The organism is Halomonas sp. KO116 (assembly GCF_000734975.2).
Classification (GTDB): Bacteria; Pseudomonadota; Gammaproteobacteria; order Pseudomonadales; family Halomonadaceae; genus Vreelandella; species Vreelandella glaciei.
Genome location: NZ_CP011052.1, coordinates 4,235,364 through 4,249,413, shown reverse-complemented (window position 1 = coordinate 4,249,413; position 14,050 = coordinate 4,235,364). Strand labels below are relative to the sequence as shown.

At 53.1% G+C, this 14,050-nt stretch carries 12 protein-coding genes and 1 pseudogene; 2 read left to right on the top strand and 11 right to left on the bottom strand.

The features are described from left to right. Nucleotides 1-18: 18 nt before the first annotated feature. A complete protein-coding gene (locus KO116_RS19420) occupies nt 19-1,038 on the bottom strand; it encodes a cupin domain-containing protein (protein WP_009286263.1) in 1,020 nt (339 codons plus the stop codon). 338 nt (nt 1,039-1,376) lie between these two features. Here KO116_RS19420 and KO116_RS19415 point away from each other — a divergent pair, with 338 nt between their 5' ends. Beyond that, a complete protein-coding gene (locus KO116_RS19415; protein ID WP_009286262.1) occupies nt 1,377-2,156 on the top strand; it encodes an IclR family transcriptional regulator in 780 nt (259 codons plus the stop codon). Nucleotides 2,157-2,239: 83 nt separating this feature from the next. Here KO116_RS19415 and KO116_RS19410 read toward each other — a convergent pair whose 3' ends face one another. The 8 genes from KO116_RS19410 to KO116_RS19375 form a co-directional block, all read right to left on the bottom strand. Beyond that, nucleotides 2,240-2,791, bottom strand: coding sequence for an aldehyde dehydrogenase family protein (locus tag KO116_RS19410; RefSeq protein WP_200897109.1), 552 nt, complete (start codon nt 2,789-2,791; stop codon nt 2,240-2,242). Between the two features lie 217 nt (nt 2,792-3,008). Beyond that, the gene (locus tag KO116_RS19405; RefSeq protein ID WP_035563435.1) at nt 3,009-3,935 is read right to left on the bottom strand and encodes a VOC family protein; all 927 of its coding nucleotides are present in this window, start codon (nt 3,933-3,935) and stop codon (nt 3,009-3,011) included. 119 nt (nt 3,936-4,054) lie between these two features. Next, a complete protein-coding gene (locus tag KO116_RS19400; protein ID WP_035563440.1) occupies nt 4,055-5,335 on the bottom strand; it encodes a TRAP transporter large permease in 1,281 nt (426 codons plus the stop codon). After that, a complete protein-coding gene (locus tag KO116_RS19395; RefSeq protein ID WP_045812184.1) occupies nt 5,332-5,847 on the bottom strand; it encodes a TRAP transporter small permease in 516 nt (171 codons plus the stop codon). Before KO116_RS19395 ends, KO116_RS19400 begins: the two co-directional genes overlap by 4 nt. Before the next feature lie 57 nt (nt 5,848-5,904). Continuing rightward, entirely contained in the window at nt 5,905-6,891 is a 987-nt protein-coding gene (locus KO116_RS19390) for a TRAP transporter substrate-binding protein (protein ID WP_035563443.1), read from the bottom strand. Nucleotides 6,892-7,006: 115 nt separating this feature from the next. Beyond that, a complete protein-coding gene (locus tag KO116_RS19385; RefSeq protein WP_045812183.1) occupies nt 7,007-8,698 on the bottom strand; it encodes a bifunctional 3-(3-hydroxy-phenyl)propionate/3-hydroxycinnamic acid hydroxylase in 1,692 nt (563 codons plus the stop codon). Between the two features lie 232 nt (nt 8,699-8,930). Continuing rightward, nucleotides 8,931-9,761 carry an IclR family transcriptional regulator gene (locus KO116_RS19380; RefSeq protein WP_082072653.1) on the bottom strand — a complete coding sequence of 277 codons (831 nt, stop codon included), beginning with the start codon at nt 9,759-9,761 and terminating at the stop codon, nt 8,931-8,933. Between the two features lie 7 nt (nt 9,762-9,768). Next, on the bottom strand, nt 9,769-10,620 hold the full coding sequence (locus tag KO116_RS19375; protein ID WP_035563449.1) for a fumarylacetoacetate hydrolase family protein: 852 nt from the start codon (nt 10,618-10,620) through the stop codon (nt 9,769-9,771). Nucleotides 10,621-11,126: 506 nt separating this feature from the next. On the opposite strand from KO116_RS19375, the gene KO116_RS19370 reads away from it, so the two are divergent. Next, nucleotides 11,127-11,480 carry an IS110 family transposase gene (locus tag KO116_RS19370; protein WP_035563452.1) on the top strand — a complete coding sequence of 118 codons (354 nt, stop codon included), beginning with the start codon at nt 11,127-11,129 and terminating at the stop codon, nt 11,478-11,480. A gap of 163 nt (nt 11,481-11,643) precedes the next feature. Here the strand turns inward: KO116_RS19370 and KO116_RS25160 are convergent. Further along, nucleotides 11,644-12,449 (bottom strand): annotated as a pseudogene (locus tag KO116_RS25160) (transposase); the annotation flags it as partial. A 98-nt stretch (nt 12,450-12,547) separates the two neighbouring features. After that, entirely contained in the window at nt 12,548-14,005 is a 1,458-nt protein-coding gene (locus KO116_RS19355; RefSeq protein WP_035563454.1) for a benzaldehyde dehydrogenase, read from the bottom strand. Nucleotides 14,006-14,050: the final 45 nt, after the last annotated feature.

The window sequence follows — 14,050 nt, the reverse complement described above, 5'->3', positions numbered from 1 at the left end:
CTTTGTATCAGGGAGTTGTCAGGCTTTTTTACTCTCGCCCTTCCAAAAGCCCAAATGTTCCTGAAGGGGGCGATCTGAAAAACTGAACAAAACACATTCATCGGAGGCTTTGAAGCGACGCCAGGCCCAGCCAGGAACCACAAACACATCGTGCTGATTTGCCGTCCACTCCTGATCTCCGACGTGAACGCGGACACTACCCTCCACTACGCAATAGACCGCACCATCTGTTTCCCTATGCTCCACGCCCTGAAACCCAGGTGGCAGAAGCTGTATGTAAGCGCCCATGGTAAGGATCGGTGATTCACCATTGGTGGGATTGGTAAAGGTCAGCTTGAGCCCAATGGCAGGATCACAATCACCACTCTCAGCGAGCTGAGTCAACGCCGCCCGAGTGCGCTTATAGGGGTAGTGGAACAAGGGGCTCGTCGTGCCACTGCCCTGATACCCAACTGGGGTTAACCCGGATGCATAACGCGCTTCAGAGTCGCCCGCCGGTCGACGAACTTCCTGGCGATTGTTCGGATCGTCAGCAGAGAAGCCCGCGTTAAGCATCTGTACGACAGGTACATCAAGGCCATCCAGCCACATCACCGGGTCGCTGCCCTCGGCGCCATGGTCGTGGAACACCCCGGATGGTGTGATCACGAAATCACCAGGGCGCATCATTACTTTTTCACCGTCCACATTAGTGAAGCCACCTTCGCCGCTGAGAATCAGGCGCAAGGCCGAAGCCGTATGCCGATGACTTGGCGCGACCTCGCCAGGCAGAATCATCTGAATGCCTGCGTATAGTGAGGTGGTTACCAAGGATTTACCGCGTAGCTTTGGGTTTTCCAGCACCAGGACGCGACGCTCGGCATCCTCAGCTGAAATGGCTTCACAAGCCATCTCCATGTTCTTGCGAATCGTTTTATCACGCCAGATAACGGGCTCCAGTACCTGTTTAGGCTCACGTGGTGTCAAACCTCGCAGCACCTCCCATAGTGGCGCCATGTTGTCTTTGGAGATTAATTCTTTAAATGCTGTATCGGTCATAGCTCCTCCTTAAGATTCAGCTGATGTGTGTTTGTAAGGATCAGCAATTATTGTCTCTGCCGTAAATAAAACAATTTTTTTCGTATTGTGATAATTTTGCTTTTTATGCGGTTGGGGTCAAGGCAAAAATATGTATTTGCGACAAAAGTATTATCTTCTGGAGGCTTTGATACAGGCTATGGTGCTGGGCGCTCAAAAATTTTTTTAAGTAATCACAGCGTATTGAGGCAACTGATGGTCATGTGTGACAGTCAGTTATTGCTGTAAGCCCCTAGTGAGCTTTGCAAAAGATGCGCGCAGTGGTTTAAGGGCGCTATTAACAGACTGGAAATGTTGAGGTGGCTTTGAAAGAGAATTCTCAGGAACGGCTGCTGCGATTACTTTCTCTGTTCGCTGATGAAGAAAAAGGGGAGTGGTCGGTCGATGAGGCGTCTGTACACTTGGGGATTTCGGCCAGCCAGACCTACCGTTACTTTAGAACGCTTGCCTCGGCCGGTTATATTTCAGCCTATACGACAGGGAGGTATGTACTTGGCCCGGCGATAATTGAGCTGGACCGTAAACTAAGGATTGGCGATCCAATGATTCATGCGGCGAGAAGTATTATGCGAGAAATGCTTAGCACGGCACCTTCTGCCAGTATCGCCATCCTTTGCCGCTACTTCCGCGGCCAAGTAATGTGTGTGCATGAGGAATTCGAGACTTATCAGCACCATGAGATTAGCTATGAGCGTGGCCAGCCGCGACCTTTATATCAAGGCGCTGCATCAAAAGTGATTCTGGCCAACTTACCCTTACGCCAAGCTAGAGCCTACTTCAACCACGCTCCTGATAAATTCAACCAGTTTGGCCTTGGCGCCAACTGGACAGAGGTCAAGCGAAGCCTTCGAGAGCTTAGAAGCCAGCCTGCTATTATCACGGCAGGTGAGCTTGGAACAAGTGCCTCTGGGATTTCAGCCCCTATTTATGACGACAAGCGAGTTCTTGGAAGTGTTAGCCTCGTCTTACCGATAACCGTCGCAACAGAGGAAGTAACCTCTTTTTTGATGCCCGTTGTAGCAGCAGCAGGTCAAGAAATGACCCGTAAAATGCAGCACTTGGCTCAATTGCAGCAGTGATGAAGACGCCATCTATTTTGCCCCGTGCCTGCTTTCGCAGCACAGGGCTTTTTGTCAATCGCAAATGCTTAATTCATTGAGCGCTAGAAGGGATACTGGATACCTTGCTCCATCACACTGATCCATTGGGTGGTGGTGAACTCATCTAGGTTTGCGGGGCCACCGAAGCGACCGCTGGTACCTGAGCGGCCCATGCCACCGAAGGGTACCTGAAACTCATTGTTTACCGTCTGATCATTAATATGCACCATGCCTACTTTGATGCGATCAGCAATGCGCAGGGCTCGCTCTGTAGATGTGGAGTGAATAGCGGCGGCTAGCCCATAGGAGGAAACATTGACTAATGCGATAGCATCCTCATCGGTATCAAAAAGTGTAATGGGGGCTACAGGGCCGAAAATCTCCTCGCCAAAGGCAGGCATTTCTGGCGTCACGCCGCTAAGAACCGTGGCTTCAAAGAAGTTGCCATCGCGTTTACCGCCAGCGACTACCTTGGCACCCATTGCTACTGAGCGGTTCACGCTCTCCTCGAAGTGCTTAGCTTGTGTCTCATCAATCAATGGGCCGAGGTGTACCTGTTGTGTCCAAGGGTTACCTGTGACTAAGCGGGCGGCCCGGTCGGAGAGATTCTTCATGTATTTTCCGTCACTGAACGATGTATTAAGTGGCGATCTACTATACGGAAAAATTTGATTTTCCAGCACAATCATGTAAAACGATCTCCTTCTTCATGACTGAAAAACCTAAACTGGCCTATCTAGACTAAGGGTCGACAACCCCGTGGAGCCGAGGTCGCCGACAATCTGTTTCCACAGATGGAAGAGGGTCTATGGAACAAGGCCTTATGTCATTTCACGCTTCTTTAGCCATTTTGCGGAATTTGGATAGTTGGCCTCCCCACAGGTTGACGCTGCGCGGTGTCGGCTCCCAAAGACGAGGAACATACGTCACCAAATCGTCGTGGAATTTCTCCATTTCCGCCGACAGTTCGATATGAGTTCCTGCTGGGTCATCGAAGAACACGAACAGGTTGTTGCCAGGACCGTGGCGGCCAGGCCCCCAGGTAACCTCTACGTTAAGATCGGTTAGTCGGTCGCACCACTGCTTGAAATCCTCCCACTCGCTGAGATCGAATGAGTAATGGTCCAACTGACCCCGCATTCCAATGTCAACAACCGCTAAGGTGTGGTGGTCACGATCACTTCTCAGCCACGCAAAATTGCCATTACTAAGCTGGTCGGAAAGAGAAAAACCAACAATATTGGCGTAGAACTCCACCATCCGTTTGACGTCGTCACTACCAACCGTCGTATGTTGAAAGCGAATCGGCCGACGCCCTATGTCCGCTTGGTGTTCCCCTAGGTGATCCATTGCCGTATGAAAGTGCACTCGGTTGCCGTCGGGATCTTCAAACTCAATGCCCTGCGGATCGCCAACAGCTGCATCCATATAGGCAGCATCCAGTGCCCTTACGACCACATTGGCATCTTCTAGCCGGCTTTGCAGTGCGTTGATCGATTCGCTATCCTGTGTTTCAAATCCGAAGTGGGTTAGCGCGTACTTTCCCGATGTTAGTTCGATGACGTGGTGCCCACTTCCCCAGCCTAGACGTACCACGCCCTCCAAGGAATTTTCATGCACTGCCATACCTAATACTCGCTGGTAGAAAACTGTGGTTGCCTCAATATCAGGTACACGGAAACCGATATGAGAGACGCGCGTCCCACTCAGCTTTTGCTGTGAAGGGTTCGTATCAATGAGCAGTCGGTTGTTATTCATTATTTACTCCAGGATTAGTGAGTTGCCGAAATGTAGCCTTGTTAATTCAAGGGTGCTCTGGTTTAACCAAGATGGCTGATTGTTAAGCCGTCTCTGACATGTCTGGTGCATTATGCTAATTAGCTAAGCCCTAATTGCTGCGGAAGCCACAGCGACAAGGCGGGCACCAGGTTGATGATTGCCATGCACACGAACATGGCAATCAAAAATGGGATCATGGCTCTGAACAGCCCGAACATGGATACTTGAGTGGTCGAGGTAACGACAAACAGGCCCGGCCCCACCGGTGGTGTCACGAGGCCAATAAGAGTCGCCAAACTTATCACCACGCCGAAATGGATTGGATCAATGCCCAATGCCAGCACGGTTGGCAGGACGATGGGCACTAACACAATCAGAATGCTCATGCTCTCCAGGAACATCCCTAGCACCACGACCAGCAGGTTGATAAGCAGCAGGAACACCCAGGGCGATTGGGTCCATGCATTAATCATCGCAACGATGCGGTCCGGTACGCCCACAAAGGAGAGCGCCCAGCCGAACATAGTCGCCGCCGCAATAAGGCCTGTGATCAACGCGGTGTTAAGGGCGACCTGTTTGAATATTTCCGGTAGGTCGCTCCAAAGGATGGAGCGATAAATCCACTTACCGATGATTAGTGCCAGCAGAGCGCCCACGGCACCCGCCTCAGTGGGTGTCATCACCCCTGCCGAGATGCCGAAAATGATAAACACCGGAATCATTAGCGGAGAAAGTTGCTTAAGCAGCCCTATCAGGCTCACCTTGCGCCGTGCAGTCCGCTCCAGCTTGGGGAAGTCATGGATAAAGCCGAGCATCATCACCACGACGACAAAACCCAGAAAGATCAGCAGTCCGGGTAGCAGCCCCGCCAGAAACAGCGCGGAAATCGGCTGCAGCGCGATGACGCCGTAGATAATCATGATCATTGAGGGAGGAATGATCGGCCCCAACAAACCACCAGAAACGGTCACCGCCGCTGCGAAGTCGCGTTTATAACCTTGCTTCTCCATGGCGGGGATCATGACCTTACTCATCACCGCGATTTGGGCAATGGCAGAGCCCAGGATAGAGGCCGCCACGGCGTTAGTCAGCAGGTTGACGTAAGCTAGACCGCCTCGCGTGCGCCCAAGCAGCAGGTTGGCCAGCTCGACAAGGCGATCGGTCAGCCCACCTCGGTTCATCAACTCGCCCACCAGCATAAACAGTGGAATGGCGAGCAGGCCATTCTTCTCTAGGGCACCGTAAAACTGCAGGGGCAGGCTGCTGGAGAGCAACAGCAGGTCGCTTTGATGCAGGAACACCAGGGTGCCCAGCATCAGCGTCAGCAGAATAGGCAATCCGAGAAACAGCGTAATAAAGAAAACGGATAAGGTGATCATGTGCACACCCTCTCGGAGGCTTCGTGGCTAACCAGCCGATGGATGGAGAGTAGAAGGCTGACGAACTGGTGGTAACTCATGACCATCAGCGCCACGAGCATCACGCTGAAGTAGTACCAACGCGGCAGTTGCGTCGTTGGCGACAACTCGATTTGCGTATGCGGTGAGGCAACCCATTGCCACGTCAGTGCGGTGAAGATCGCCAAAACACATAGGCCGAGCAGGCAAAAAAAGACCTCAAGGCAATGGGCCGCTCGTTCGGGCAGAAGACTGGGAATGATGTCGATCCGCACCAGCGAGCGGGTATAAAGTAGATGGCTGACACCAATGAAGCTGATGGCCACTAGAATCTGCAACGCCACCTCCTCGGCCCAAAAAAGTGGGGTGCCGAATATATAACGCAACACCACTTGGGCGACCAGCAGTCCGGCCAGCAGTCCCGTCAGGATAATAAGCACCCATGTTTCCAGTCGGGCCAGCGCGCTATCGCACCACTTCAATATGTTAAGCATAATGCCCCCTATGCGGCATGGGCGTGACCTGGGCCACGCCATTACTGCATCCACACTTCATTGATTGGTCACGACCTGGTGATAGAACTCGGCGATTAACGGGTCGCTATCGATATATGTCTGACGCACTGCAGCAGCCGTCTCTGCGTAGCCAGCGGTATTGATCTCGACCACTTCTACGCCAGCGTCCTTGAGCGTGGCGAGATTTTCCTCCTCGACACGTGCTTGCTCCTCAATGCCCCACTGCTCGGCTTCTTGGAAGACCTCGCGGATCATCTGCTGATCGGCTTCGCTCTGACTATCCCACCAAGCTTTGGAGACCAGCACTACGCCGGGGAAGGCCATATGGTTGGTGAGTGCCAAGTGTGGAGCCTGCTGGTAAAGTTTCAGGGCAGTGACGAAGTCAAGGTCAACGTCGACGGCATTCAACAGATTGGTGGTCAGTGCCGGTGCGACTTCGGAGGTCGGTAGCGCGGTGGGCGCCGCTCCGTTGGCCAGCCACCAGTCATTGAAGACAGGATTGGGGAAGACACGGATCTTCTGATTGGTTAAGTCATCTATGGACTCGACCGAATCGGTCGACAGCACGTGCCGCATCCCGGCGATGATGTAACCGAGACCGATCATGCCCTGGGGCTCCAGCTTTTCGAGCATACTAAGGGCAGCTGGCAACTGTGTTGCCGCTCCGGCCTCGTCGTAGTTCTCGAATTCGCCAGGTAGAAACCAGCCATTAAAGGAGGACTCGCGGCTGGAGAGCGATGCGGCGGGAACCACGCCGAACTGCACCGCGCCATGCTGGAGGAGCTGGATCAGCTCGTTATCGTTACCCAGCCTGCCATAGGGGGATACCTCTATAGCGTAACGCCCGTCGGAGCGTTCACCGAGATTTCCCGCGAGGCGTTCAGAGACCTTGCTGAAGATATGACTGGGCGGTACTGGTGTGCTGAGCCGAAGCGTCTCGGCCTGCGCAGTGGCGGACACCATAAGGCTGCCAGCAGCGCAGGCAAGGCCAACTAACAGGGGATTGAAGCTCGATAATTTCATGTCGTACTCCGTATTGTTGTAGTAGTTATCTTCAAGAATCCACCTTCCAGACGATTACCCTTAACCGTGGGTACTCATCCTGCTATCGACGGGAAAATGTAGGTGTTGCTGGGTTTTACAGGGTAGCGGCGGTATTCAAAGGCTGATGAGAATTACCTAAAGCGCTGAACTCGGGAGGGCGCAGCATCCCACCCAGGTGAATGGCATCCGTGGGCATATTGTTTTTGTTAAGAACCGCCATGGTGTAGCGATCTGGCCTTACCAGATAAAAGACGTGCTCGCCACCATGCGCCCTGAATATCCAGTCGTTGGCTTGGCTATGAGCATCTCGCAATACCTCTATACCCTCGACGGGAACAGGGTTGTAGTTGCGCGGAGTAACGCACACTTTCTTTAGATCATCCGGTAGGTACTCGAGCCAAGGCTGGATAGCGTCGAACGCCCTCTTCGCATCAGGGTGGTAAGTGATAAGTGCGAAGTGGCCGTCGATGTAGCGATCCAACAGCGCCATCTCGCTATTGGGATTCTCAAGCATCGGCTGGGCAATCAATCGTCCAGTGCGTGTCTTGCGGGCAGAGGCAGCGTCGCTGATGAAGAAACCGCTGACGAAACGCGGCGTCGGCTTGTAACGCATCTGGGTAACGTAGTCACGAGCAGGGCGGTAGACGCTCAGCCAGCGCAGGCCAGTCTGCAACAATGTCGCGTGTAAACGGCTCTTCGGCATCATGAACTTGCCGAGCATGGCGGCCATTTCAATCAGTTGCCAGGCGTGCGGTTTGCGCTCTTCTTCGTAACTTTCTAGCAGCGTTTCAGGCAACTTGCGCTTGAGCACCCAAGCTAGCTTCCAGGCTAGGTTCACCGAGTCGCGCAGGCCGCTGTTCATGCCCTGACCAGCGAATGGAGGGGTTAAGTGGGCAGCGTCACCGAGCAGGAAGATGCGCTGCTGACGCCAGCTCTCAGCTTCGCGGGCATGAAAGGCATATACCTGTTTGCGGACGATCTCTGCGTCGCGATCCGGGCCATGCTCAGCCATCAGCTGGCGAACGTATCCTTCTTCTACTGCTTTTTGTTCATCTTCGTCGGGCAGCAGCATAAATTCGAAACGGCGGCTGCCACCGGCACCAGGCAGGTTGATGCCGGGACGCGCTGGATCACAGTAGACGCGAGTCTGGCGGAAATTGTCCTGCGTCCCTTTGAGGTCGATGATCAACCACTTCTGCTCGTAGGTAAGACCTTTCAGTTTGATATTCAATTCGCTGCGCACAAAGCTGCGTCCACCATCGGCTGCCGCCATGTATTCGGCAACAACCTCGTAGTGCCCCTCATCAGTCTCGACCCTTAAACGCACACAATCGACGTCCTGTACAAAGTCGACAACACGATGGCCGAAGCGCGCCTCAACATGGGCAAAGCGCTTGAGCCCGTTACACAGGATTGCCTCCAACTCTGGCTGGTGAAAAGCATTACGCCGCGCATAGCCATACTCACGCCCTCTCGGTTCAATGTTGGCGAAGGGCACGCGCTTGAGGTCCAGATAGACCGAGCCATAGTCCTGAGCGCAGCATGCAAGTACACTCTCCTCAAGCCCAATGGCCTGCATGGTTCGCATAGACTCGTCATCGATGGATACCGCCCTCGGCTCGGTCACCGTCGAGAGATTGCGTTCAAGCACCAGGGTGCGAACCCCATAGGTTCCCAGCAGATTGGCCAGGGTCAACCCGCTGGGGCCACCTCCGACAATAATGACAGAGAAGCGGTCGGCTAGTGAAAAAGCGGCGGTACTGGTATTGTCAGGTTGTTGTTTCATTACTGTTGTCCTTGCGACACCGTCATTAAGACGCATCCTTCCCCTCTGCCCAGGGCAGACGACAAAAATCGCGTTAAGAAGAAAACGGGGTGTTATTTGTGCAGGAAGACCTACCTCCGGTCATTCAGATACTCTGGCGCATAGATTCAGTCGTCACTCTTATTGCTACTGTTCTTGCTATATATCCTTGCTACATGCCCTCGATGCATCTTCTCAATACATCATCTGTAACTTACGAATTAATCAACTGCGTTAACTTCTCGGTTAGGCGATTCGCAAGGTCCATCACTATCTGGCGCTGCTCCTCCGCTTGGTCTTCACGGTAGGCCGTTTGTGGTCTTACGCAGCTTAGACTGGCGATGACCTTGCCGTTACCATCAAAGATGGGAGCGGCAAGCCCGAAGAGGTTTGGATCCACCTCACCGTGAGATTTGCTGTAGCCCTGCCGCCGGATCGTCTGGAGGACGTCCTTAAACTCCTCCCACGACGAGCCCAAGCTTCCTTTCACTACCTCATGCTGATGCTCTAAGAAAAGCCGCATATGCTGGCGAGCAGGCAGGTAGGCCAATATGATTTTCGATGTCGCCCCCATGAACAGCGGGCGTGGCGTACCCCGTGCATAGCTAACAGGCTCTTTCAGGTGACCATGGCTGTGGACGCAAATCACTTGATCATTGAATAGCCGACATACGATCCAGATCTGCTCACCGTCGAAGACATCGAGTTCAGGCTCGATCTCTCGCGTCGCCTTTACCAAGGGATCAGTCAGTCGCAGCTGTCTATCCCACTGGATGATTCTTGAGCCTAGGCCGTAGCGCCGGGGCTCAACCTGAAACAGCAACCCCGCTTCGGCCAGCTCCTTGGTATAGCGATAAGCAGTCGAACGCGTATAGCCCAGCGCATCGCACATTGCCTCTACCGACCAGATCGGTACCTCTTCCGAGAACAGATCCAGAATCACCAGCATTCTTTCCAGACTGCTATTGCTCTTGCTGCTTCTGCCTGCTCGGGAAGCCTGCTCCTCAAGATGCCGATCAAGGGCCACGGGATGCTGTTGACTCATAACTTGATTACGCCTCGTCTGCGATAGTGTTGCGCAGGGTACCGATGCCCGAGATAGCAATTTCGATGCTATCACCTGGTTTCATCCAAACCGGGGGTTCGCGGAAGGCGCCCACGCCGCCAGTGGTGCCGGAGACAATAACGTCGCCCGGAGCCAGCTCGGTAAATGTACTGCAGTATTCAATCAGTTTCGCCACGCCAAAGATCATATCGCTGGTATCGGTGTCCTGCATGACGTCGCCATTCAGGCGGGTGGTCAGGTGTAGCGCCTGCGGGTCGGGAATCTCATCGCTAGTCACAAGCCATGGGCCAAATCCCCCCGTGTTAGGGAAGTTCTTGCCGGGGATAAACTGGATAGTGTGCTTTTGGTAATCGCGTACGCTGCCATCGTTATAGCAAGAGTAGCCAGCAACGTATTCAAGGGCATTCTCAGCCTTGACGTGGCGCGCGGTCTTGCCGATCACCACAGCCAGTTCCCCCTCGAAATCCAGCTTGTGCGAGACAAACGGCCGAATGATCGGCGTTAGATGACCCGCCTGGGAGTCAGCGAAGCGGGTGAATATCATCGGGTGCATCGGCATATCACGCCCCGTCTCTTTCACATGCGTCGTATAGTTGATGCCCACACAGAGGATCTTGCCAGCATCCGGAATGACCGGCAGAAACTCAATTTCGTCTAGGCTTAATGAATTTAAGCTTGAGGTATCAAATCCCACCAAGTCGGAAAGAACACCTTTACGTATCATTTCTTTGAGTGAACCACCTAGACGATCGGCAAGGGGAGCGAGATCGAGGACTCGGCCGCCATCCACTAAACCGATGCTGATGGTGTTCTGATAACGGAATGTAACAAGTTTCATATTTTAACCTTTCTCTCGGGCTAGCGAGGCGGAAGAGGTGAGCAAGCGACGATAGCGACTAATGTTATTTACTCTATTGAAATGATTCTAGTGCCACAATAGAGTAATTTCAATATATCCCGCAATGTAGGATTTTATATAAACATTGCTTTGTAATCGTATATCGTTGAGGAATGGATTTTTTTTTGTGTTAAGCACCATAATAAGCGCTTATGGCTACGACCAATGTCTATTGGTGAATTTGCTCAGGGCAAGGTCAATTTTTTTGAAAGAGAGTATTGGGCTAACCCGTCATAGCGACCGTTCGATTTTAGCGTTCTATATAAGCATTCTGCTGGGGCTTTCCTGTCTGGATACACATGAGCTGAATACCTCGACCTTCCGCCCATGCCGATAACTTACCGCTGATATGTTCTGGCCCGTAGTACTTGCTGAATAAGCAGGTTGGAGCCAGCCATCTGTACCAAAATCTTTGATGCCAATCAGTGGATTTAGGAGATGTACACATGGCTGACAACGTAAAGAATAGCTCTGTGAAGGTGATGATCGCCATCGACATTGCTAAAACGTCCCATGATGCGGTCATTTTATGGCCGTCAGGTCGTACCAAAACGTTTAAGTTTCCTAACACGTTAATGGGTTATCAGAACCTCATTAATGCAGCAGAAGCATCTGCTGAAGATATTTTGGTGGCCTTTGAGCCAACGGCTGACTTTCATCGTAATATTGCCTATTGTTTAAGGTCTCAAGGGGCCTTTTGCCATATGGTGTCGTCTTTAGCCTGCGCCAGAGCGCGTGAAATGTTGTTTAAAAGCTGGGATAAAACGACAAAAAAGACGCGCGGGTTATCATTTACTTGATGCAGCAGGGCATGATGCAACCATTTTACGATCCGTTAGTGAATGAAATGGTGAGCACCCTTTAGATATGGTTGCGACGCATGAGCCTGAGTAGTGAGCAAGTGTTCCCATGTTGAGCACGAAGTGAGATTTTGTGTGCATATTGAGCAGGTTCCTTAGGTAGTCCGTTATCCGTCCGAATGGCGCTAGGTAGACCACGTTGTAAAGCCAGATGATCAAGAATACGTGTTAAAAAAAGTCCGCCAATGGGACGCTCAGGCACGATTGCCACGGCTTCATGGGTACCGTCGTCGACAACGGTGAGGTTCTTGATCACGCGCCCGTATGCCGTCCGGTAAAACACAAAATCCATTGACCAGATTTGATTGGCGGCCCCAGGGCGGCCAAGGGGCATCCGTTCAGACGTGGGAACCTTCTTGCGCTTGCGGCGTTTTACCTGCAACCGAGCAGCCGCGTAGAGACGCTCGACGCGCTTATGATTGACCTGTTCACCGGCTTGACGCAGCTTCAGATAGATCATGCCAGCGCCATAGCGAGGATGCCGATGCGCCAAGGCAACAATGCGTTCACACAATGCCTCATTGCGGTCAGGGGCCGATTGATAGCGTAATGCACTGGCACTCATACGGATGACACGGAGTGCGCGGCGCTCACTCAGGCCACGTGACACCATAAAGCGCACCACGCCTCGGCGTGCCGGGGCACTCACCACTTTTTTCTCAACGCCTCGCGAGTGACCTCCATTTCCAGTAGCGACTCCGCGAGCAGCTTTTTCAAGCGTCCATTTTCGGCTTCGAGTTCTTTGAGTCGCTTGGCATCGGGCACGCTCATGCCGCCAAACTTGCTGCGCCATAGGTAGTAACTGGCTTCTGAGAAACCGTGCCGACGGCATAGCTCCTTGATGGGCAGTCCTGCTTCTGCCTCGCCCAGAAAACCAATGATCTGTTCTTCGCTGAAACGCTTCTTCATGTCCAATCTCCTTACGCATAGGATCGGACTCTAAAGTGTAGCGCTACTCAATCAGGGGGTGACGTCGTATCAATCGCAAATGCTTAATTCATTGAGCGCTAGAAGGGATACTGGATACCTTGCTCCATCACACTGACCCATTGGGTGGTGGTGAACTCATCCAGGTTTGCGGGGCCACCGAAGCGACCGCTGGTACCTGAGCGGCCCATGCCACCGAAGGGTACCTGAAACTCATTGTTTACCGTCTGATCATTAATATGCACCATGCCTACTTTGATGCGATCAGCAATGCGCAGGGCTCGCTCTGTAGATGTGGAGTGAATAGCGGCGGCTAGCCCATAGGAGGAAACATTGACTAATGCGATAGCATCCTCATCGGTATCAAAAAGTGTAATGGGGGCTACAGGGCCGAAAATCTCCTCGCCAAAGGCAGGCATTTCTGGCGTCACGCCGCTAAGAACCGTGGCTTCAAAGAAGTTGCCATCGCGTTTACCGCCAGCGACAACGTTAGCACCCATGGCCACAGAGCGGTTCACGATCTCTTCAACGCGGCGCGCTTGGGTCTCGTTGATCAACGGGCCGAGGTGTACCTGCTGTTTCCAAGGATCACCCGTGACTAAGCGCGTGGCCCGCTCGGCGAGTTTGTTCATGTACTTGTCCGCCACTGAACGGTGCACTAAGTGCCGTCCTGCCTGCATGCAGATTTGACCCTGGTGGAGGAAAGCCCCCCAAGCCGCGGAAGAGGCGGCTGCCTCCAAGTCGGCATCTTCTAAAACCACCATTGCATTATTGCCACCAAGCTCAAGGGCACATTTCTTGAGCATACGCCCGCAGGTTTCGCCAATTTTCTCGCCAACGGCGGTAGAGCCCGTAAAGGAGATCATGCCGACATCCGAGTGTTGAACCAACGCCTCACCCACCTCGGGCCCACCTGGTAGTACGTGGAACACGCCCTCCGGCAAGCCAGCTGCTTCTAGAACCTCGGCCATCAAAGCACCTCCACAGATAGCGCTCATTGGGGCTGGCTTCAGGATCACACAGTTGCCCATGGCTAAGGCAGGAAAGACCGAGCGCATGGCTAAGAGGATGGGGAAGTTCCAAGGAGCTATAACCCCCACTGTGCCAATGGGTACCCGCTTCCAGTAATTGCGACGACCTGGCATGCTAGAAGGGAAGATCTGTCCGTTGGGTTGCATGGGGAGTGCTGCGGCCATCTGAGCTTGCTCATAAGTAGCCTGAAGCTCCCATTCAGCCTTGGCTGCTGTAGAGCCACACTCACGAATATTCCAGTAGCTGATGTCCTCGGCTCGTTCTTTGAGCAGGTCAGCGGCACGGCGTAGAATTTCTGCCTTCTGGTCGAAGGGCAGGGCGGCCCAGGATAGTTGGGCATCCTTGGCGATGTTGGCCGCACGCTCCACGTCTTCGGCCGTGGCGGTTTGCACTTCCGTGAGCGTGTCGCCGGTGGCGGGCTCAATGACCGGTGTTTTAGGGCCGTTCGAAAGTTGCCATTTACCTAGATAAAGGTGATCTTCCCAAAGGTGAGTCGGCATAGTCATCTTTTTTACTCCATTATTATACGATAGCGATGTGATTCATTAAGT